The sequence below is a fragment of the Halomicronema sp. CCY15110 genome (genome assembly GCF_016888165.1).
GTDB lineage: Bacteria > Cyanobacteriota > Cyanobacteriia > Phormidesmidales > Phormidesmidaceae > Halomicronema.
Genome location: NZ_JACSWC010000387.1, coordinates 56,778 through 77,848, shown reverse-complemented (window position 1 = coordinate 77,848; position 21,071 = coordinate 56,778). Strand labels below are relative to the sequence as shown.

22 protein-coding genes and 2 pseudogenes are annotated in these 21,071 nt (G+C 55.1%); 13 read left to right on the top strand and 11 right to left on the bottom strand.

The annotated features are described in order from the left end of the window. Positions 1-102 precede the first annotated feature (102 nt). Positions 103-1,566, bottom strand: coding sequence for an ammonium transporter (locus tag JUK32_RS19205; protein WP_204140470.1), 1,464 nt, complete (start codon positions 1,564-1,566; stop codon positions 103-105). Between the two features lie 1,001 nt (positions 1,567-2,567). Here JUK32_RS19205 and JUK32_RS28795 point away from each other — a divergent pair. The 6 genes and pseudogenes from JUK32_RS28795 to JUK32_RS19175 form a co-directional block, all read left to right on the top strand. Next, positions 2,568-2,747: pseudogene (locus JUK32_RS28795) on the top strand (SDR family NAD(P)-dependent oxidoreductase); the annotation flags it as partial. 179 nt (positions 2,748-2,926) lie between these two features. Next, positions 2,927-3,179 (top strand): annotated as a pseudogene (locus JUK32_RS28790) (SDR family oxidoreductase); the annotation flags it as partial. A gap of 82 nt (positions 3,180-3,261) precedes the next feature. Next, positions 3,262-3,942: a cupin domain-containing protein gene (locus JUK32_RS19190; protein ID WP_204140469.1), complete on the top strand. Its 681-nt coding sequence runs from the start codon at positions 3,262-3,264 to the stop codon at positions 3,940-3,942. Beyond that, positions 3,939-4,328, top strand: a complete 390-nt coding sequence (locus tag JUK32_RS19185; RefSeq protein WP_204140468.1) for an OsmC family protein — start codon at positions 3,939-3,941, stop codon at positions 4,326-4,328. The genes JUK32_RS19190 and JUK32_RS19185 overlap by 4 nt, the downstream gene beginning before the upstream one ends. Positions 4,329-4,377: 49 nt before the next feature. Continuing rightward, the gene (locus JUK32_RS19180; protein WP_204140467.1) at positions 4,378-4,959 is read left to right on the top strand and encodes an antibiotic biosynthesis monooxygenase; all 582 of its coding nucleotides are present in this window, start codon (positions 4,378-4,380) and stop codon (positions 4,957-4,959) included. A gap of 150 nt (positions 4,960-5,109) precedes the next feature. Then, on the top strand, positions 5,110-5,976 hold the full coding sequence (locus tag JUK32_RS19175) for a pirin family protein (protein ID WP_204140483.1): 867 nt from the start codon (positions 5,110-5,112) through the stop codon (positions 5,974-5,976). A 314-nt stretch (positions 5,977-6,290) separates the two neighbouring features. Here the strand turns inward: JUK32_RS19175 and psbM are convergent, their stop codons facing one another. Both psbM and JUK32_RS19165 read right to left on the bottom strand, forming a co-directional pair. Then, a complete protein-coding gene (gene psbM / locus JUK32_RS19170) occupies positions 6,291-6,401 on the bottom strand; it encodes a photosystem II reaction center protein PsbM (RefSeq protein WP_039727865.1) in 111 nt (36 codons plus the stop codon). A 116-nt stretch (positions 6,402-6,517) separates the two neighbouring features. Beyond that, positions 6,518-6,823 carry a 2Fe-2S iron-sulfur cluster-binding protein gene (locus JUK32_RS19165; RefSeq protein ID WP_204140466.1) on the bottom strand — a complete coding sequence of 102 codons (306 nt, stop codon included), beginning with the start codon at positions 6,821-6,823 and terminating at the stop codon, positions 6,518-6,520. A gap of 394 nt (positions 6,824-7,217) precedes the next feature. On the opposite strand from JUK32_RS19165, the gene psbB reads away from it, so the two are divergent. From psbB to nrdR, 3 genes are all read left to right on the top strand, one after another. Next, positions 7,218-8,750: a photosystem II chlorophyll-binding protein CP47 gene (psbB, locus tag JUK32_RS19160; protein ID WP_204140465.1), complete on the top strand. Its 1,533-nt coding sequence runs from the start codon at positions 7,218-7,220 to the stop codon at positions 8,748-8,750. Positions 8,751-8,891: 141 nt separating this feature from the next. Continuing rightward, a complete protein-coding gene (locus JUK32_RS19155; protein ID WP_039727858.1) occupies positions 8,892-8,990 on the top strand; it encodes a photosystem II reaction center protein T in 99 nt (32 codons plus the stop codon). 217 nt (positions 8,991-9,207) lie between these two features. Beyond that, a complete protein-coding gene (nrdR, locus tag JUK32_RS19150; RefSeq protein WP_204140464.1) occupies positions 9,208-9,720 on the top strand; it encodes a transcriptional regulator NrdR in 513 nt (170 codons plus the stop codon). A 347-nt stretch (positions 9,721-10,067) separates the two neighbouring features. On the opposite strand, the gene JUK32_RS19145 is transcribed toward nrdR, so the two are convergent. Continuing rightward, positions 10,068-10,262, bottom strand: coding sequence for a heavy-metal-associated domain-containing protein (locus JUK32_RS19145; RefSeq protein WP_204140463.1), 195 nt, complete (start codon positions 10,260-10,262; stop codon positions 10,068-10,070). A gap of 136 nt (positions 10,263-10,398) precedes the next feature. Next, positions 10,399-10,767, bottom strand: coding sequence for a YccF domain-containing protein (locus JUK32_RS19140; protein WP_204140462.1), 369 nt, complete (start codon positions 10,765-10,767; stop codon positions 10,399-10,401). 368 nt (positions 10,768-11,135) lie between these two features. On the opposite strand from JUK32_RS19140, the gene glgX reads away from it, so the two are divergent. Then, positions 11,136-13,280 (top strand): glycogen debranching protein GlgX, encoded by a 2,145-nt coding sequence (gene glgX, locus JUK32_RS19135; RefSeq protein ID WP_204140461.1) that lies wholly within the window; start codon positions 11,136-11,138, stop codon positions 13,278-13,280. A gap of 49 nt (positions 13,281-13,329) precedes the next feature. Here the strand turns inward: glgX and JUK32_RS19130 are convergent, their stop codons facing one another. From JUK32_RS19130 to JUK32_RS19105, 6 genes are all read right to left on the bottom strand, one after another. Continuing rightward, complete coding sequence (locus JUK32_RS19130) at positions 13,330-14,664, bottom strand: CHAT domain-containing protein (RefSeq protein WP_204140460.1); 1,335 nt, start codon at positions 14,662-14,664, stop codon at positions 13,330-13,332. A 246-nt stretch (positions 14,665-14,910) separates the two neighbouring features. Further along, the gene (locus tag JUK32_RS19125; protein ID WP_204140459.1) at positions 14,911-15,519 is read right to left on the bottom strand and encodes an aminodeoxychorismate/anthranilate synthase component II; all 609 of its coding nucleotides are present in this window, start codon (positions 15,517-15,519) and stop codon (positions 14,911-14,913) included. 112 nt (positions 15,520-15,631) lie between these two features. Continuing rightward, entirely contained in the window at positions 15,632-16,099 is a 468-nt protein-coding gene (locus tag JUK32_RS19120; protein ID WP_204140458.1) for a diacylglycerol kinase family protein, read from the bottom strand. A 223-nt stretch (positions 16,100-16,322) separates the two neighbouring features. After that, a complete protein-coding gene (gene ybeY / locus JUK32_RS19115; protein WP_204140457.1) occupies positions 16,323-16,853 on the bottom strand; it encodes an rRNA maturation RNase YbeY in 531 nt (176 codons plus the stop codon). 5 nt (positions 16,854-16,858) lie between these two features. Next, positions 16,859-17,062 (bottom strand): DUF3285 domain-containing protein, encoded by a 204-nt coding sequence (locus tag JUK32_RS19110; RefSeq protein WP_204140456.1) that lies wholly within the window; start codon positions 17,060-17,062, stop codon positions 16,859-16,861. A 195-nt stretch (positions 17,063-17,257) separates the two neighbouring features. Further along, positions 17,258-18,154 carry a squalene/phytoene synthase family protein gene (locus JUK32_RS19105; RefSeq protein ID WP_204140455.1) on the bottom strand — a complete coding sequence of 299 codons (897 nt, stop codon included), beginning with the start codon at positions 18,152-18,154 and terminating at the stop codon, positions 17,258-17,260. 317 nt (positions 18,155-18,471) lie between these two features. Here JUK32_RS19105 and accD point away from each other — a divergent pair, with 317 nt between their 5' ends. From accD to JUK32_RS19090, 3 genes are all read left to right on the top strand, one after another. Next, positions 18,472-19,389: an acetyl-CoA carboxylase, carboxyltransferase subunit beta gene (gene accD / locus JUK32_RS19100; RefSeq protein ID WP_204140454.1), complete on the top strand. Its 918-nt coding sequence runs from the start codon at positions 18,472-18,474 to the stop codon at positions 19,387-19,389. Positions 19,390-19,634: 245 nt separating this feature from the next. Further along, positions 19,635-20,141 (top strand): photosystem II cytochrome c-550, encoded by a 507-nt coding sequence (gene psbV / locus JUK32_RS19095; protein WP_204140453.1) that lies wholly within the window; start codon positions 19,635-19,637, stop codon positions 20,139-20,141. Positions 20,142-20,274: 133 nt separating this feature from the next. Continuing rightward, complete coding sequence (locus JUK32_RS19090; RefSeq protein ID WP_204140452.1) at positions 20,275-21,015, top strand: DNA-3-methyladenine glycosylase; 741 nt, start codon at positions 20,275-20,277, stop codon at positions 21,013-21,015. Positions 21,016-21,071: the final 56 nt, after the last annotated feature.

Sequence of the window (21,071 nt, the reverse complement as noted above, 5' to 3'; positions counted from 1 at the left end):
CCTCACTGCAAAAAGAGGTGCTGACAACATTGCCAGCACCTCTTCAAGAGTCAATAGCGGGGAATTAACCTCGCTTTGCACTCAAAGCATCACCGCACAGGGTTAGGAAATCCCGCCCATGTCGCTGGTGTCTTTGAGGAAACCACTGTAGGCTTCCATGCCGTGCTCGCCAATGTCGAGCCCCTTCATTTCCTCTTCAGCCTCAACCCGGATGCCCAGAGTCGATTTCAGCACCACCCAAACGATGGACGTGAAGACAACCGTGAATAGACCGATGCTAAGAATACCGAGGATTTGAGCGCCTAATTGGGCAAAACCACCGCCGAAGAACAGGCCGCCTTCGGTCGCAAATAGACCAACCGCCAGGGTACCCCAAATGCCATTCACTAAGTGAACAGAAATCGCTCCCACAGGGTCATCGATCTTGATGCTGTCGAAGAAACCAACGGAGAAGACCACAATGACGCCAGCAATCAAACCGATGATGATAGCGCCTAAGTAGTTGACACCGGCACAACCAGCGGTAATACCGACCAAGCCGGCCAAGATACCGTTGATGATCATGGACAAGTCTGGTTTGCCATTCAAGGCCCAAGCGGTAAAGGTCGCCGCCACGCCACCGGCAGAAGCCGCTAGAGTAGTCGTCACCGCGATAAAGGGCACAGCGGTACTAGCCGCCAACTCAGATCCAGGGTTAAAGCCATACCAGCCAATCCACAGAATCAAGCAGCCCAACATCGCAATACTCATGTTGTGGCCCGGAATGGCGTTGACGCGATCGTCTTGATACTTACCAATCCGTGGCCCCAAGAAAGCCGCCCCCATGAGAGCCGCCCAGCCACCAACCGAGTGCACCACGGTAGACCCAGCAAAGTCAGAAAACCCAGCAGCGCCTAACCAGCCGCTACCACTCCAAACCCAATGGCCTGTAATGGGATAAGAAACACCGGTCAGCAAGATGCTAAAGATCAGGAAGTCGGTGAACTTAATCCGCTCAGCAACAGCACCAGACACGATGGTCGCGGCGGTTGCTGCAAAAGCCGCTTGGAACAGGAAGAAAGTGTCAATGGTGAGACCAACACCTTCTTCTAAACCATAGGTTTCAGGGGTGCCAGTCAAGAACCAACCGCCACCACCAATGAAGCCATTACCGCCACCAAACATTAAGGAATAACCGATCGCCCAAAAGGCCAACACGGCTAGACCAAACACGATCAAATTCTTAGACAGAATATTGACCGCGTTTTTCTGGCGGCAAAAACCCGTTTCCAACATCCCGAAGCCAGCGTTCATGAAAATCACGAGCACGGCGGCGATGAAAACAAAAATATTGTCAAGCACGGTCTGCACATCGGCAGCCGTCAATTCTTCTTGGGCGTAGGCGGCTACGCCCCAAACACCCAAAATCGTCAATGCCAGCGGTACGCAAGCAACCCACTTCCAGCCGTCACGACGACCAAAGTAAGACTGTACCGCTTCAGAAATCGGAGGTACGTTAGCGTCCCAGAAAGACGACTGTCGCCGCTTTCGAGAACGACCTTTTTTACGAAGTACTAGTCTAGACATTTCCAAAAACGTCCCTTCAACACAAATCAGACAGCAAACGAGTCCTCATGAGCAGCATATTACCGCTCCGAGAAAGCCCTGAAAACCCTCTAAGATCTGGCGACTGCAGTCGTCCGATCAATGCCAGCAGTTAGCATAGTGCTGACAGAAGACCATGCCCTGTAGACAAACCGTGACGGATACTTGCCAACCATACTCTTTGAGTATCAAGATTCCACCAATTATGGCGGCAATTGGTTGTATCGGAAGTTACATTTCTCCAAGCGCTACCCAATCCCGCCGGAATCCAGGGGTTCAGAGATACGCCAGCCTTATGTCAAGAAGCGTTGACCTCAGACCGTTTCACGTCTTAGCTTGCCCTTTCAGCGAAGATTAGTGGGCTGGGGGCCAAATAGTCACTAAATTCTGCTATTGGCGGAAATTCCAGGTGTTATTCGCCCAATATCCCCCCAGGTCTCATGCCGCACAACATTTTGCGCTGGAGTTTGGCGATCGCAATCCCGGCTCCTGCACCGTGCTAACACCAAGAGAGAAGGTGAATGATCACCCTGGCTATCTTTTGGTACCTATCTCAACAATCTGACTGCGACAAAGCTGTGATTGTGTGGAACGGCTTGGGCGCATATTCGCCATCGACTCATTCACCGACTGCCACCGTGAGCGCGTTAGTGACTTTCCCATAATCGGGGCTGACCGGAGCCCCCAAACCGTCGGCAATTCTATCTTCTGAAATGCCCATGTGAAATGCCCAGGGCTGCTTTGTAGTCGGCAGTACAACCGAGGGAGGAGCTTCCAACTAAAGTGCTGCTAGTCAAGCAATCGCTTGAATTACTCCATAGACTGGCGTTACTGATGCGAGGGCTATTCTGCGGTGTTAAAGCGGCCCATAGATGCCATTCGAATTGGAGTCTTGAGGTAACAATAGCAATCGCAGCGTTTCCAAGGGTGAGTGACGCCATTTTCTGAGCCACCTTTCTTCCACTGGAGTGGTCTGCCAGCGCTTTTTCCTGACTCAAACTGTGGTAAAAAATATGGTGGGACATGGTCACGGCGGCGCGATCGTTAACCTTGGCTCTATGTGGGCCAAGCAGGCCGTGCAAGCGACACCCTCATCCGCTTATGCCATGGCCAAAGCGGCACTGCATTTCCTGATTCAGCATTTAGCGATGGAACTGGCTAGTGCTATGTCAGTTCATAATTTTAGGGTGATGCACAGTCGCCAACATCCTATGCCCTGCGGGCAGGCACGGCCTACGACAAACTCAGGATGAGCAGAATCTGTACGTTCGGGCTGCGCTGGTCGTTCACGCAGTGGCTCTCTCCAGGAGCAAGCCCTAAACTTTAGTCTTGACGCTGCACTAGTCAAAACATTCGGGTGAACGCGGTGTCTCCTGCCGTAGTGGAAGCGCCCATTTATGAAGGATTCATTCCCAAGGATGAATTGCATGGCACACTACAGGGCTTCAATGCGTTCCATCCCATGGGTCGAGTCGGTACACCAGCAGAGGAGAAAGGCGATCGCCTTTCTCCTCTCCCATAACGCTGACTGGGGCACTGGAGCTGTTTGGGATGTAGACGGTGGCGTCATGGCCGGTCGTCATCAGTACAACTAAGTCGGTGGCGGCGGAAAGAACATCCCTCCCACCAGCGATCAGACACCCGTAACAGTCCCTCAACATTTAGGAAATTAATGCCATGAAAATCCATGCCGATTTGCATCAACGCGCCGTTGTGCATAGCGAAGCGCTGCCCTGGGTTGATTCCCCCATGCCCGGTGTGCAGCGCCGCATGTTAGAGCGTGATGGCGAAGAAGTAGCCCGTGCGACCTCCATTGTGCGGTATGCGCCCGGCAGTTATTTCTCGCCCCACACCCACGGTGGGGGGGAAGAATTTTTGGTACTGGAGGGCGTGTTCTCCGATGAGCACGGCGACTTTGGCCCCGGCACTTACGTCCGCAATCCCGTCGGTTCCAGCCATACACCCCACAGCAAAGAGGGAGCCACGATTTTGGTGAAGTTATGGCAAATGGAGCCTGACGATCAAACTCCGGTCACCATCGACACCCATCAGGCCCAGTGGGCTCCTGGCTTGGTGGACGGCTTGACCGTGTTGCCGCTGCACGCGTACGGCAGTGAGCAAGTGGCGCTGGTGAAATGGGCACCGGGAACTCGATTCCAGACCCATCGGCACTGGGGCGGCGAAGAAATCTTTGTCATCGAAGGCACTTTTGCGGACGAGCACGGCGTATATCCCCCCGGCAGTTGGCTCCGCAGTCCCCACGGCAGCATTCACACCCCCTATAGCGAAACGGGCTGTCTGATCTACGTAAAAACGGGACACCTTTCCACCCCAGCAGTCGTAGGAGGTGCCGCATGACTGCTGTTCGCATTACCTCGAATGACTCTCGCTATGGGCAAGAGGTGACCATTCGCCAGTTTCAATTGCAGGCCGATGAACCCCCACCCTTAGGCGGTGATGATGCTGGCCCGACCCCAGTGGAATTATTGTTGACGAGCCTCGGTACTTGCAAAGCGATTACCCTGCAAATGTACGCCGAGCGCAAAGGCTGGTCGCTGGCGCAGGTCACCGTTGATTTGACTTACGAGTCTCGCCCAGGAGACCCTGTGATCACGGCCCACTTAACTCTGGGCGGTGACCTCACTGACGAACAACGACAGCGACTCAGGGACATTAGCGATCGCTGCCCGGTTCACAAACTCTTGACCTACCCACTCTCGATTCAGACGCAGTTAGCCGACTAAGGCGATATTCTCTATGACTAATGAGGCCGCGATCGCAACTTAGAAAACCATGAGCAATGTTGTTAACAGCCAGCCTGACCGCTCCATGTCAAAACACCATCATGTCACCGCTGTGATTACCCATCGGGTGCGATCGGGACGCGAAGCGGGATACGAAAACTGGATCAAAGGCATCTCTGCCGATGCTCGCCAGTTTGCCGGACATTTGGGCGTCAACATCCTGCGGCCCCAACCAGGAGGCAGTTCGGACTATGTGATCGTGCTCCAGTTTGACTCCTGCCCTCACTTAAATGATTGGCTCAATTCCGATATCCGCAAGGGCTGGATTGATCGCGTGCAACCGCTGATTCAAGAACAAGAATCGGTACAGGTGTTAACGGGGTTAGAAGGCTGGTTTCAACTGCCGGCCCAAGCAGCGCCGACAGCCCCCAAACGTTATAAGCAAGCGTTTTTAGTTTGGGTCGGGGTGATGCTGGTTTCCCTATTGGTGCATCCATTATTGGCCCCGATCATGCAGTATTTGCCCTGGTTATTGCGGGTAGCCGTGAGTGTCGCGATCACAGTCGGGTTGCTGTCGTATGTCATCATGCCGCGTTTGACCCAGTGGTTTAGAGGCTGGCTATTTGCGTGACCAGTCCAACCTTGCGGGCGTCCTCACACAATCCTATGGGGAACCCTAGCCAGTCGTCCGGTACCCCTGTCGATTGTGAGCGCCCTTTAACCCGACTGCCATTTGCCCGACTGCTATGTAATCGTCGCCATCCTCACCAAACTGTTTGCCATGACTCACTCCATCCAAACCATCATCACCCCCCATGTGCAAGACCTGGGCGGATTTGAAGCCCGTCGCCTGCTGCCCAGCGAGGTGCGGACCATGGTGGGGCCGTTCATCTTTTTTGATCACCTCGGCCCCGCCATCTTTCCCCCCGGTAAAGGCGTTGACGTCCGGCCTCATCCCCACATCAACTTGGCCACAGTCACCTATTTGTTTGAAGGCGCAATTCTCCATCGAGACAGCCTGGGTACGATTCAGGAGATTCGTCCCGGAGCCGTGAACTGGATGACCGCAGGCAAAGGTATTTCCCACTCCGAGCGATCGCCCGACGCCGAACGGGTAGCCGAATCCACCCTGCACGGCATCCAGACCTGGGTAGCCCTCCCTGATGGTCAAGAAGAAGTGGCTCCCTGCTTCCACCACCATCCCGCCGCAGACATTCCAACCTGGGAAGAAGAGGGTGTGACGGTGACTCTAGTCGCGGGGGCCGCCGGCGATCGCGCCTCCCCCGTCCAATCACTATCACCGATTCTCTATCTGGACTTGCAGTTTGCCGCTGGCGGTAAGTTTTCGCTGGCGGCTGACTATAGTGAACGAGCCGTGTATAGCGTCACCGCCGGACTCACCATTGATGGCGAACCCCTTGAACAACATCGCCTCGCGGTACTGAAACCCCATCAAGTAGTGACCGTCGCCGCTGAAGATGCCGCCCGCGGCATCATCATTGGTGGCGACCCCCTGGGCACCCGACATAAATGGTGGAACTTTGTATCTAGCCGACTAGAACGCATTGAACAAGCCAAACAGGATTGGCAAGATGCCAAATTTGGCTCAGTTCCGGAGGAAACGGAATATATTCCCTTGCCTGAATAATGCCAAAAACTGAGATGAGCAATCGTTCAACATTCATGGCGGTATAGCCGCCCGCTGAGGCCACTCCTCGGGCTGCCACTGGAAAGTAGAACGCTGGCGATGAGCGCGATCGCCGCCTATAAACTGGCCCCGCCACGGATTAGCTAGGGCACGACACCCAAGCCTTGCAAGCGTTACCCTTCACCAACTCATCCTAAGAATCTATCCGTCATCGCACCAATTGGTAAGTTAGCGCAACAAAAAAAGCGCCTGTCTGTAGACAAGCACTTTTTCCGAAGATTTTCATCTGGTATCGCGGCGTTCGTGCGACTCAACTAAGCGCCAGTTTGCTTACTGGATGTCTGGATATAGAGAATCAGCAGGAAAACAGTTGGTACCAAAACAAACAAAATGCTTGCAACAAAGCCGAGGTTGTTGACTTCCATAATTTAAGGCCTACATTCTCCAGCACAACAATGACACTGCGTACAGTTTACGTCATCTTGATTCCTGCATGGGCGTAATTCTTAAAATCATGGCGGTCAATTTCATGCTGTGGGCGTCATTTTTTCTTGGGCTTAGTTTTAACCGTGACATCGCCATTCACCAGAGTTTGGCAAGCCAACCGACAGTTATCCGGTCGCTTGCGCAGTTTTTGCTCTTCTACCTGGGTCCGAGGCGATAAGTTTTCGCTGCCCTCAGTGATTTCGACCACACAGGTGCCACATTGACCATAGCCGCCGCAGTTCATCATCTTACCGACGAGGGTATAAATATCGATGTCGTTTTCCATGGCCTTGTACCGGAGGTTGGCACCATCGGCGACTACGACCTCTTTCTCTTCTTCAAGAAACTTAATAACTGCCATCAACTTACTCCTAACTACCCTATTTCATCCTGTCGAGTGGCTCCAGTGGCGATGTGAGCGCCCTGTTGAGGCCCGGGCGATCGCGGCTCCTCCCATTCACCCGTTGAACAAATTGATAATTTAATTGCGTCCGCCTGTGACACTGGTTACACTTCTTTATATCTTGTCTACAGACTTATCATCACAAGGGATCGCTGACCAGTCTGCGGAAGTTTCTCTTCGCCCTGTCGCCGCTCTTGGGAAAACGGTGAACATGCCTCCTGCACCAATTTTGGGCGCTGTGAAGGCGTGCAAGTCTGATAGTCTGTTTATAACTGTGACTCTTAATAAGCTCGCAAAAGATTTGAATAAGCTCGCAAGAGATTTGTTGAAACTAAGAGGAGGAGAGTAGTCGATGGGACTGCCCTGGTACCGAGTACATACGGTCGTACTGAACGACCCGGGCCGCCTGATTTCCGTCCACCTGATGCATACGGCATTGGTGGCTGGTTGGGCTGGCTCAATGGCTTTGTTTGAATTGGCAACCTTTGATCCCAGTGATCCTGTCTTAAACCCCATGTGGCGTCAGGGAATGTTCGTCCTTCCCTTTATGGCCCGTTTGGGGGTCACCCAATCCTGGGGCGGCTGGAGCGTTACTGGTGAAGCCGCTGTTGACCCTGGCTTCTGGAGTTTTGAAGGCGTTGCTGCCGCTCACATCGTTTTGTCTGGTCTGCTGTTCTTAGCAGCCTGTTGGCACTGGGTTTATTGGGACTTGGACTTGTTCCGGGATCCTCGTACTGGGGAGCCCGCGCTAGACCTGCCTAAAATGTTTGGCATTCATCTATTTCTGTCTGGTTTGCTGTGCTTCGGCTTTGGGGCATTTCACCTGACGGGTCTTTGGGGACCGGGAATGTGGATTTCTGACCCCTACGGCGTTACGGGACACGTCCAAGGGGTGGCACCAGAATGGGGCCCCGCTGGGTTTAACCCCTTCAATCCGGGTGGTATTGTGGCTCACCACATTGCCGCTGGGATTGTGGGCATTATTGCGGGACTGTTCCACTTGACGGTGCGACCTCCTCAGCGTCTCTACAAGGCGTTGCGGATGGGTAATATCGAAACGGTGCTGTCTAGCAGTATTGCCGCTGTGTTTTTTGCCGCTTTCGTCGTGGCAGGGACCATGTGGTACGGCAACGCTGCTACGCCGATCGAGTTGTTTGGCCCGACCCGTTATCAGTGGGATAGCAGCTATTTCCAAGAGGAAATCCAGCGTCAAGCCCAGTCAGCGATCGCCTCGGGGGCTTCGGCTGAGGAAGCTTACGCCGCCATTCCCGAGAAGCTGGCATTCTACGACTACGTGGGCAACAGCCCGTCTAAGGGTGGTTTGTTCCGCGTTGGCCCTATGAATGATGGCGACGGCATTGCTCGCGGTTGGCTCGGCCACCCCGTCTTCAAAGATGGCGAAGGTCGGGTACTCTCGGTTCGTCGTTTGCCGAACTTCTTCGAGACGTTCCCGGTTGTGCTGACTGACAAAGATGGCATTGTGCGGGCGGATATTCCGTTCCGTCGGGCCGAATCGCGTTACAGCTTTGAGCAGACGGGGGTCACCGTCTCGTTCTTTGGCGGTGAGCTGGCCGGTGAAACGATCACTGACCCAGCCGAAGTCAAGCGTATCGCTCGTAAGGCGCAGTTGGGTGAACCGTTTGAGTTTGATCGTGAGACTTTAGAGTCTGACGGCGTATTCCGCACTAGTCCTCGTGGTTGGTTTACTTACGCTCACGCGGTGTTTGCTTTGCTCTTCTTCTTTGGTCATATCTGGCACGGCTCTCGGACACTGTACCGAGACGTCTTTGCTGGTATTGACCCCGAGCTATCTGCTGAGCAGGTGGAATGGGGTTTCTTCCAGAAAGTGGGTGATCGTAGCACCCAGAGCAAAGAGACTGTCTAACCCCTTAGGGTAGTTAGCTTCTTGACCTTTGGAAAGCGCTTGATGAGGTTCTTGCTGATGACTTCGGTGAACTGTCAAGCGCTTTCTGATCGCAATCCTTTAGACTATCAATGGACTAGGTACAGTAGGAGGCTCTGACAAATGGAAGCCGTTGCTTACATTTTCATTTTTGCTTGTGTGATCGGCACGTTATTTTTCGCGATCGCGTTTCGTGAACCCCCTCGGATTACAAAAGACTAAATACGACTGATGACTGAAGCGTGTTTAGATCACGTTTTATGATTCTTGGCAAAGCGGCAACCTGTTTTTGGCAGGTTGTCGCTTCATTTTTCTAAGGTTAGATACTATGGATGCAAATACATCCCCCAAGGCTGCGGTAGTAGGACAATCGTTCCACTATCGCTAGTGTTTAGGAGGAGCTTTTGTCCGTTGAGTTCTACCGGAGACATGTCGCGGCATGCAGTGTCCCTTCTGCCAGCATCCCAATAATCGCGTGTTAGAGTCGCGCTCTGCGGAGAGCGGCAGAAGCATTCGACGACGACGAGAATGTCTAGAATGCCAAAGACGGTTTACGACCTATGAGCGCATCGAATATGTGCCGATTACCGTCATTAAGCAGAGTGGCGATCGCGAATCCTTTGACCGCACTAAGGTTTTGCGGGGGTTGGTGCGGGCTTGCGAAAAAACCGGGACGCTGCCGCATACGCTAGACGCCATGGTGGATGACCTGGAAGCGGAATTGCAGCAGCGCGCCCGACGGGAGGTTGCTAGTACCGAAATTGGCGAATTAGTGCTTAAACGGCTAAAAACGGTGAGCGAAGTCGCTTATGTCCGCTTTGCCTCGGTTTACCGACAGTTCCAAGGCATTCAGGATTTTACGGAAACCCTCAAGCATTTGAATGCTGAATCCACCGTCGCATCATCACCCGATACAACGGTGGATTCGCGCCTGAACGTCATGATCTCATAGGGGCTGGAAAGGCCTTTAGGGATCGGCAGAGCAATGACATCCCGGCTCAGGTCAGTGCCTGGGTAGCTGAGTAGCTGGATGGATGAGTGTTGGGACCGTCCCAGTGGTTAGGCGGGGTGGCATCGTAGCGGCAGTTGCTACGGGCTGGCTAATCGTCTGGAGGTAACGTAGCAACAGCGATCGCCTCCGCTACTAATCGGCTTTTGCTTTTCCTCTGCAGCAAAGGTGTTCGAGCCGATCCATCTCCTCAGATTTCACCCGCACCACCTCCGAGTTCAGGCAGTTCGCCTGCACAAACGGCCAGGGGACGGTTCCCTTCGAAGGGAACCGTCCCCTCATTAATTGGGTTAAGCCATGGTGTGGCCTTTAGCCGCGATCGCTTCTCGCACCGCCCCTTCACTAGCGCTGGTCTCGGCAGAGACCGCTTTACTATCGACATCAATCTCGACTTTGGCCCCCGCATCCAGCGATTGAATCGCCTCGGTCACGGCGTCGGCACAGCCTTCACACTTCATCGAAGGCACTTTAAATTGCAGCGTCATGGATTCACCATCCTTTGGCACAACTGATTTTTTCACAGCATAGCGAGGCGATCGCCCATCCGCCCCACTCTCAACTAAAAAATGCGCCATTGGGAATCCCCAGCGACGCATTTTAAAAATATTCAGTGCCCCCCAGCTATTCCAGGCTGCGGCCAAAGGGGAACAGCGCCAAAGTCATCAGCTTGAAATGTTGTTTGGCAAAAGGCAGACCGATGATGGTGATTGCCAGCAACACGCCCCAAAGCAGGTGATTGAGCGCGATCGCCCAGCCAAAAATCACAATCCACACCAGGTTCAAAATCAAAACTAAGGTGGAATCGGCATTTGGCCCTTTCTTAATCGTGCGGCCAAAGGGGGTGAATGAAGCGATGCCAATCTCAATCGTCGCAATGCCAAAGGGAATACCAATGATGGTCAGGCAGGTGCTGATGCCACCGAGGATATAGCCGACCCCGCTTAAAAAGCCCCCAAAAATCAGCCAGATAATATTGCCTAACAAGCTCATCGCCGTTCTCCCTCATGTGCCCACTCAACGTTGCCATCATACGCAAACCTGAGCCTTCTTGAGCCGTACCGACCTCACCGTAATTCACCCACCCGTGGCTGAGTGGTTGGGTGGCTGAGTAGCTGGGTAACTGGGTCGGTGGGGTGGATGTTGTAAGTGGGGTCGGGGAGGGGGAGGAGTGTTTGGGTGAGAGTGTTCTGATTTTTGTGTCAGCAGATTGTGGTTCAAAGCTGGAAGCGCCACCCTCATACCCTGCCACCCTCACACCCCGCCACCCTAGCACCCTGCCACCCTCACACCCTGCCACCCTCACCACAACCCGTTACAATCAGGTCGATCACCCCTGCCGTAATCTCCCATTTTCATCTATGACTTACACCATCTGGCCCGGCGATCCGCATCCTTTAGGTGCCACCTGGGACGGTCAGGGAACGAACTTTGCCCTCTTTTCGGAAAATGCTACAGCGGTGTATCTGTGTCTGTTTGACGAGCAGGGGCATGAAACCCAGATCCCTCTGCCGGAGCTGAGCAACTACGTTTGGCACGGCTACCTGCCGGGCATTGGCCCCGGTCAGCAATATGCCTATCGCGTTGATGGCCCGTACGATGGGGAAGAAGGGCAGCGGTTTAATCGGCGTAAGTTGTTGATCGATCCCTATGCGCAGGCGATCGCGGGCGATATCCAGCATGGGGCGGGCATTTTTGGCTACCCCATTGGCGAGCTAGACAACGACGATCGCGACCTAGACGTTTCGGAACTGGACAGTGCCGACTTGATGCCCCGCTGCGTCGTGGTCGATCCGACTTTTGATTGGGCGGGCGATCGCCATCCCGGCACCGCCTGGCACGAAACCATCATTTACGAAGCCCATGTCAAGGGTCTGACCCAACAGCACCCCGACGTGCCCGAGGAACTGCGGGGCACCTATGCCGGGGTCGGCCATCCCGCCGTGATTGCCCATCTGAAAACCTTGGGGGTGACCGCGATCGAGCTGTTGCCCGTCCATCACTTCACCGCCTATCCAGGGCATTTGGTCAGCACAGGTCTGCGCAACTATTGGGGCTACGACTCGATCGGTTACTTTGCCCCCTATTCGGAATACAGCGCCCACGGTCGCCACGGTGAACAGGTGCGCGAGTTCAAAGCCATGGTCAAAGCCCTGCACCAAGCAGGCATCGAAGTCATTCTCGACGTGGTGTATAACCACACGGGCGAAGGCAACCAACTCGGCCCCACCCTGGCCTTTCGCGGCCTCGACAACGAAGCTTACTACCGCCTGGTAGAAGATTGGCCCCGCTACTACATGGATTTCACCGGCTGCGGCAACTCGCTAAACGTTTGCCATCCCCAAGTGCTGAAGCTGATTATGGACAGCCTGCGCTACTGGGTGCAGGAAATGCACGTCGATGGCTTCCGGTTTGATCTGGCCTCGGCCCTGGCGCGGGAGCTGTACGAGGTCAACAGCCTCGCCGCCTTTTTTGACATCATTCACCAAGACCCGGTACTCTCCAACACCAAGCTGATTGCCGAACCCTGGGACATCGGCGAGGGCGGCTACCAGGTGGGCAATTTTCCGCTGCTGTGGTCGGAGTGGAATGGCAAGTACCGCGACTCCATGCGCGACTTTTGGCGCGAGGCCCACTGTCGCCTGGGGGAATTTGCCTTTCGGCTGACGGGCAGTTCTGATCTGTACGAATCGAACGGCAAACGGCCCCACGCGAGCATCAACTTCATCACCTGCCACGATGGCTTTACCCTGCGGGATTTGGTCAGCTACAACGAAAAACACAACGAGGCCAACGGCGAAGGCAATCGCGACGGTGAGAGCTACAACCGCTCGTGGAATTGCGGCGTCGAAGGGGACACGGATGACCCCGTGGTGCTAGAAATTCGGGCGCGGCAGCAGCGTAACTTATTGACGACGCTCTTGCTTTCGCAAGGGGTGCCGATGCTGCTGGGGGGCGATGAATTTGGCCGATCACAGCAGGGCAACAACAACACCTACTGTCAAGATAGTGAGCTGGCCTGGCTCAACTGGCAGCTACAGCCCGATCAGCAAATGACCCTAACCTTTGTGCAGCGGCTGCTGACGTTCCGCCAGGCGCATCCGGTATTTCAGCGGCGCAACTGGTTCCAGGGGCGCGAAATTCATGGCTCTGGGGTGGATGACATTGGCTGGTTCAACATCGACGGCACCGAGGTGAGTGACGAAGACTGGCATGAGGCCGAAGCCAAAGCGATCGGGGTCTTTTTCAACGGTGAGGAAATTCCCGGTACCGATCGCCAAGGCCAGCGGATGCTCGATGATAGCTTTTTGATTTGTTTCAACGCGCAAGCAGAGGCGCAGACGTTTGTCTTGCCGCCGGAGTTGAGCGATCGCTCCTGGCAGCTATTGCTCGATACCAAACTCACCGATGGCTTTGTGGAATCAGGGCCGGAGATCGTCGGCAAATCACTGGTGGTGGGCGGGCGATCGCTGATCGTACTGATGCATCCCCACGGCCACCCGTAAGCGTTGGACTCATTAGCCCTGTTAACCCAGTGGCGGCGGCATTTCTGGTTTACCAGGGCGCACCGACCAGCACAAAGGCTGACCAGTAAAACGGATGGGATAGATCAAGGTTCGCCGCTGGGGCTTGCAGACTGGGGGGAAGGGCGATCGCCTGTCCGGCCGAATTCACCAGTTGTCCGTCCGTCAGCGCCACCTCACCGTGAATCATCGCCCGCTGGGTTAACCCCAAGACCTCAGCCTTAGTGCCGCCCTGAGACTGGGCCAGTTGTCCATAAAACTCTCGCATCAGCGCCAGGGTGCCGACATCACTCACCGACCAGAGGCTCGCTAGCGCCGATCGCACGCCAGTTTGATACGCCAGTCCGGCAAAGCCCAACTCGGCCTGCTCATTGCCCAACGCCGTCTGACAGGCACTCAGCACCAACAGTTCGACTGGCAACGTCTGCCAATCCAGATCACGCAGTTCCAGCAAATTCAACTGTTCATCTTGCCAGAGCTGAATAAAGGATTGATCCGGGTCGCCCGCCTGAAACTCAGCATGGGTCGCGAGATGCACGATTTCATATCGAGCTTGGGCCAATTCGCGCTGTAGGGCTGGTTTCGTAAAGTCGGCATTGAGGTGAATGGTCCCCGGCCACAGCTCCTCCGCCACGGTCGATAGTTCCACCGAGACGGCGGGCAAATCCGCCAGGGTGGTGAACTCGGTGGCCCCCATCGCCAACACATCCACCTGCTGGAGAGCCTGAAAATGCGGATCCGTCAGCGTGAGGGCGGGAATCAGCCCCAGGTCGTACTTTTCCACCAGGAACTGTTGCCCATCGTGCAGCGCCGCTAAGGGCAGCGATCGCACCCGCTCTCCCACACAGAAAACCAGCGTATCGATGCGTCGTGCCGTTAAATCCGCCTCCATCGGGGCAATTAGCCACTGATAAAGCTGCTGGGCCGGAGCCAGGTACCGATCGGAATTGGGCCGCAAAATCTGCCGCTGTAAATTATCTACCTCGGCCTCAAAGCGCGATCGCGGCACGTCTGGTAGCCAATACTGCACCGCCGCCGCCGCCGGACTGGCGAGCACCAGTTCCAAACCATCGGCCTCTGGCACGATATAAACCAGCCCTAGCCGGTATCCGGTCTGGGTATTCAGCTCCGCCAGGGTCGCCGCAACGGCAGCGCCATCCAACGGCGGCAATCCCGACGGGCTCCGCAGAAAAGCGGTATAGTCCGTTTCCCAAGTTTGTTCAATTTCCTGAATGCGGGCTTCGACGCCGATGCCTCGCGTCGTGACGGGCGCTGGCACCGCTGCGGCTGGCTCATAGGGGGGATAGCCCGCTGACGGAGCCGTCCCCAAAGCGATCGTTAAACCAGTGGTCAAGCCAAGCACCATCAGCCAACGCCATCGACTGAGTAAATGGCGGCAGAGAGCGATTATCCATGCTAAGGGCAACATCTGAGCTCCAGTGATTGAGGCAGCAAGTCTCAACACCCTTCGTCACCAGCGTACCCTTTCAGGATGAGACCATGCCCCTGGGTAAACCGAGTGGATGTTCCGGCCCGGCATTGAGGCGGTTAAGCGGCAGTCAGTTCAAGTCAAAGAGGACTGGCCCACAGGCTCCGCCGACCGCACCCAGGTTTAGGCCGTGGCGATCGCCGTTTTGAGTTCCTGCAAAAAGTTGCCCAACAGCACCTTGCCTGCCTCCGTCAGCACACTCTCCGGGTGAAACTGCACTCCTTGAATGTGAGGATACTCGCGATGGCGCACCCCCATAATCGCCCCATCCTCAACCCAAGCCGTGATTTCCAGCACTTCGGGACAGGTGTCTTTTTCGATCACTAAGCTGTGATATCGAGTCGCCGTAAACGGATTGTCCAGCCCTGCAAACACGCCCTGCCCCGTGTGGTAAATGGGGGACGTTTTGCCGTGCATGAGTTCTGCCGCTGTCGTCACAGTGCCGCCAAATACCTGACCCATGCTTTGGTGCCCCAGGCAAACGCCCAAAATTGGGATGCTTGGCCCCAACTGCCGAATGAGTTCTAACGAAATGCCCGCATCGTCGGGGCGTCCTGGCCCTGGCGAAATCACAATGCCGTCAGGGGCCAACGCTGCCAACTCATCCACCATAATTTCATCGTTGCGATAGACCCGGATATCTTGCGCCACGGGGAACGTTTGGCCCAGTTCGCCTAAATATTGCACCAGGTTGTAGGTAAAGCTGTCGTAGTTATCGATGACAACAATCATGGCTGCGGTGTCCTTTGGTCAGAGCAAGGATAAAAGGCTGGATGGCTGCATGGGCGGATGATGTGGTCGCGCGGCGGCAATGTCTGAGCTGACTGTCAGCAGGATCAGCCCCTCACAGGTAAGGCTGCACCGCCTGCCACAGCGGTGGCAACAGTAAGCAACCCCCCACAAAAACCGCCGTGAGCGCCGCGATAAACACCGCCCCAGCGGCACAGTCTTTGGCGATCTTAGCGAGTTGATGGAAGTTCTGTTCGACCGTGAGGTCAACCACGGCTTCTAAGGCGGTGTTGATCAGTTCCAGGGCCATCACGATGCCACAGGTCAGCCCCAGTACGGCAATGTCAATTCCCGGTAATGCCAACACCACAGCCACGGTGAGTACGATGCTCGTCACCAACGCATGGAGACGAAAATTGCGCTGAGTTCGCAGGGCGTAGTAAATGCCTTGCCAGGCATAAAGAAAACTCACCGCGAGATTGTGGGCTACTTGAAACGCGGGAGGACGGACCGACTGATTTGCTGGTTCGCCTGGGGATGAAGTCAGCTTAGATTTGGAGACTGAAGTAGGAGAAGTCGGCATAAAAGCGCAAGTAGTCGCGTCTAAATTTCACTCAGGGAGTTGGCGATCGCCTCTAGATCTTGCCGTAACGGCATCATATTGCCAATCCGCAGCAATAGCATAGTGCAGATAGTCAAGTTCCCGTTGTTCAGTGTGCGATTTTTTACGGGGCTATGCGGCTCCGTTCGGCTGCGCCTATCGGCAGTGCCAGCGGGGGGAACCAGACACGCCGACGGCGATCGCTTCATGCCGTTTCAGCGACGTAGGCCGACGCTGGCAGCGACAGCCCCACGCTGGCTAAAAGCGATCGCTGCATCGTCCACATGGCATGCAGTTGGGCCTCGTCGGGATGATCCCAGCCCAGCAAATGCAACAGGCCGTGGGCCGCCAGCCACGCCAACTCTTCCTGGAGGGAATGCCCATGGGCGTCGCATTGCCGTTGGGCGGTTTCGACCGAAATCACCAAGTCCCCCAGGTTAAAGGGGATGCTTGCCAGAACAGCAGGCGGCAGCGGCGTGTCGTCAATGCCCGCAAAGGACAGGACATCAGTCGGCTGATCTTGCTGGCGAAAGTCGCGATTGAGGGCGGCGATGCCCGCGTCCGTGGTGAACTGAAGGCTGAGTTCATACGCATTGATCGGCGAGAGGGTGGGGGCGAGTTGACGCAGCCAAGTTTGCAGCCACCGTTGCCAGCGCTCAGGTGGGGCGATCGCGGCCACCTGGGCGATCGCCTCGCCCAACACTTCAACTTCTACCGTTAGCTCTGCGCTTGCCATCGTGACTAGCGAGTCAGGTACGAAAGCCCGACCATCAGACCGATCAGCGCCACCACAGTCAGACTGAAATGGAACAGCGATTTGCCTCCCTTGCGCACCATGTTGCGCATCGCCAGCTTCACATAGCTAGGTTTTGGCTCCTCGGGAGCGGCTGCGGTGTCGTCTGGCAAATTAGGTAGCGGAGTTTCCGTCACTGAATTGTCGGCCATGTTGTTTTGCGGTGTGTCAACTTTGAGGTCTAAAACAATCTAGCTAAAACTAAAAAGTAAGGGGCTGAGAAACGGCGCGATCGCCCTTCTCACCATAGCAAGCCTACTACCGGCCAAACATCATGCCCCCTGAATTGCTTCAAGGGGCACGACTAAGACCCAGGGTGAGCGATGGCCACTCTGCCGTCTAAAACCTCACAGCATCGGCGCTGATGGCTGATGGCTGAGTTCATGCTCAACGAGGGGCCAATATTGCTGGGCAAACGCGACAAAGTCGTAGTCGCACACTTGCATCACTTGCTCAATGCGGCGATAGCGATGGCAAAACCAGGTGGTTAATCGTTGCCAGGCGGGCGGCAAATCGGCCACTTGCAGCAGGGTGTGATGCTGCTGCCGTAACTGGGGCAAATAGTCCTCGACCCAAAATTGCATGAGGTCGCGGTAGCCCGGCTGCTGCAAGCAACTCAAATCGAGCATGGCTGATCGAGAGAGGCCAAATTGCGTCAGCACCTCGGTCGGAAAGTAGCACACCCCCTGTTGCGCATCCTCATAAAGGTCGCGCAGATTGTTGTAGAACTGATCGACCCAGCCAAATCGGCGGGCGATCGCCCGTTGCTGCACTTGTAAATCGGGCAGCAGTTGAAAACAACTGCCAGCCAGCCGATCCAGCATCACTTCGTAGTCGTACAGGCTGTGAATCACGAGGTGAGCTTGGTGATAATCGGCGATCGCGGCAAGATATTCTTCCCAAGCGGCAATCTCCGCCTGATGCCCAGCGGGGTCAGCCTGAAACCAGTCGGTCGCTAACTGTTGCAAGACTGGCCATTGTTGCAGGTCATCAGACAGATAGCCCTGATGACGCAACTTTTGCCAGGCCAACCGAAAGGCCGCAAACTGTCGCCCGTCCGGTTGCACAATGAGGTCTTGCTCGGCCAAGCGATCGACCCAACGAATGCAATAGAATCGCCGCTGCCAAGTGCGTTGCGTGGCCGATGGCAAAGTCTGTAACCAGAAACCATTGTCGGCATCCTTCAACGCATCATCAGCGATACCATTGCCGACGGATGAAGCAATTGCTTTAGAAATATTCATGATTTTGATGAAGCACCCTGAACATGCCTTAAAAAAGCGACGAAAGCCGCTGTTTCCCTCATGTGGAAACGCTTTCCAAGCACGAAGGAGAGTCACCGACAGATGATTTTTGAGCGGTTTCACACGCTAAGGCTGTGGGCGATAGTATACCCCTTGCCCTTGTGGTAGTGGCGATCCCAACGCGACGATCGCACTATCGAACCGCGACCCATCCCACCGTGAATTCGCGTAGGCGTAACTAAACCCGATAGGATAATTCTCATATCCCCGATGTGGGATTACAGTGTTTCCTTCAGCTTGCACGTTTTTTCAGAAATATGTCCCTGTTTGATTGGTTTGCAAATCGTCGTAAAGATGGCCCCATCAGCCAAGAGCGCCAAGAGCGTGAGATTGCGGATGGCCTGTGGTCAAAATGTGAAGCCTGCGGCGTCATGACTTACACCAAAGACCTCAAGGCCAATCAATTTGTGTGTGTGGAATGTGGTCATCATCATCGGGTCTTTAGCGACGATCGCATTCACCAACTGATTGACCAAGGCACCTGGCAACCGATGAATGCGCAGGTACAGCCCCAAGACCCGCTCAAGTTTCGCGATCGCAAGGCTTACAGCGATCGGCTGCGCGATATGCAAACCCGCACCCAACTCACGGATGCCGTACAAACTGGGACGGGAAAACTCGATAACCTGCCCCTCGGCCTGGGCGTCATGGACTTTCGCTTTATGGGCGGCAGCATGGGGTCGGTCGTCGGCGAAAAACTGACCCGATTGATTGAGCACAGCACCGCCGCTGGTTTGCCCGTGGTGATTGTCTGTGCTTCTGGTGGTGCCCGCATGCAAGAAGGCATGTTGAGCCTGATGCAAATGGCCAAGATTTCGGGCGCACTAGAGCGGCATCGCACCGCGGGATTGCTCTACATTCCCGTGTTGTCCCATCCCACCACTGGCGGCGTCACAGCCAGTTTTGCCATGCTCGGCGATATCATCGTGGCCGAACCCCAAGCCTTAATCGCCTTTGCCGGGCGGCGAGTAATCGAACAAACCGTACGGGAAAAGCTGCCCGACGACTTTCAATCGGCAGAATATCTGTTGAAGCACGGCTTTGTTGATGTGATTGTGCCCCGCACTGAACTGAACAGCACCCTGGCCAAGCTAATTCGCTTGCACCAACCGGTTCCTTCATCACCGCTCAAACCACTGCACACGGTTTCTAACCACCATGTCGCCATTACCTAGCCGCGACGAAGCTTCCTAAGATGCGCCAATCTGTGAAACGCTTTGGGAATCAGCCCGTTCGGTGGCATGATAAAGACTATGAGAAGGACTTAACACTCAGTAGCGTTTTGTCTGTGGGCTAGTCTACAAAACCGATAATCGACTCGGTTATCGGCGATGATGCCGCCCCAGTCTTCCGACGATGCCCCGAGCCTAAGTCCGCTGTGTTGTGTATTGGCTAGCCATAAATACCTTTGAGGAGAACCATGCTTAAGAGATGCATTTGGCTAGCTGCGATCGCGGTTCTGGTGATGAGCCAGCTATTTAGCACCCCCGCTTTCGCAGCAGAGCTAGATGAGGCGACTCGCACCATCAAGCTTAATGAGCAAGGAGATACGGTTGTTCTGTCATTAGAACAAGTGTCTCGCGGCCGCCGACAGTTTAACTACGCTTGCAGTATCTGTCACAATGGCGGAATTACTAAAACCAACCCGACCGTTGGGTTAGACCCCGAAAGTCTCGCGGGTGCGCTACCCCCCCGAGACAATCTTGAAGCTTTGGTCGATTATCTGAAAAATCCGACCACCTATGATGGTCTCACCGAGATTTCTCAGCTTCACCCCAGCATGAAGAGTTCCGATATTTATCCCAAAATGCGGAGCCTAACAGAAGAAGACCTGGTGGCAATCTCCGGTCATATTCTGCTACAGCCGAAAGTTATCGGCCCGCTGTGGGGCGGTGGCAAGAGCACCTATTCAGCACCTGGGGCGTAGGGTTTACACCTTTCCCAGATGGGCTGAGAGAATGGCGATTTTACGCCTTAGATTTTCTCAGTCTGCTTCATTCCCGCATTGTGATCAGACAGTGCGGGAATTTTGCTGTTGATTCTGAAAGTGGTCGTTTGCCTTGGAGATAGGGTTTGAGCGGTGGAGCATCATCGTCAAAGCAATCCGCACTTTGTTTGAGTTACTTGAGGGCATCATGGTCAAGCTGCCACCCAGTGAACTGGCGCGATTTCACCCGGAGGCGTTGTTTCCACCGACGGCTGAGTTGAGGCAGGCGATCGCCATTGTGGGCGATCGCGATCCTGATTTTCGGAACATCGAAGCGGCGGTCGGGCCGCTCGCGGTGCGTCACTGGCCGCTGGGATTTGCGTCACTGGTGCGCATTATCATCGGCCAGCAATTATCCTCCCAGGCGGCGCAGGCCATCTTTCAGCGACTGGTCTTGCAGGATGAGTTGACCCCCGAGGCTTTGCAGGCGACGCCTGACGAGCGGCTCAAGCAGGTGGGCCTGAGTCGGGCCAAGATCGCCACCTGTCAGCAACTGGCGACGGCGATCGCGGCGGGGCAGCTCGATCTAGAGCAGTTGCGATCGCTCTCGGATGCCGCCGTGATTGAGCATTTGACCCAAATTAAAGGCATTGGCCCCTGGACGGCGGAAGTGTATTTGCTATTTTGTCTCAATCGCTTAAGCAGCTTTCCCGCCGCTGACTTAGCTTTGCAAACGGGCTATCAGTTACTGAAACAGCAGACCAGTCGCCCCACCCGCAAAGAATTGTTAGCCGCCACGGAGACCTTGCATCCCTATCGCGGTGCGGTGGCCCATCTGTTGTGGCACTACTATCGGCACCGCGTCAGAAAGTAGCCACACCGTTCCCAATCACCAGATGCAACCGTCCTGGGGATGCGCTCATCAGCCAA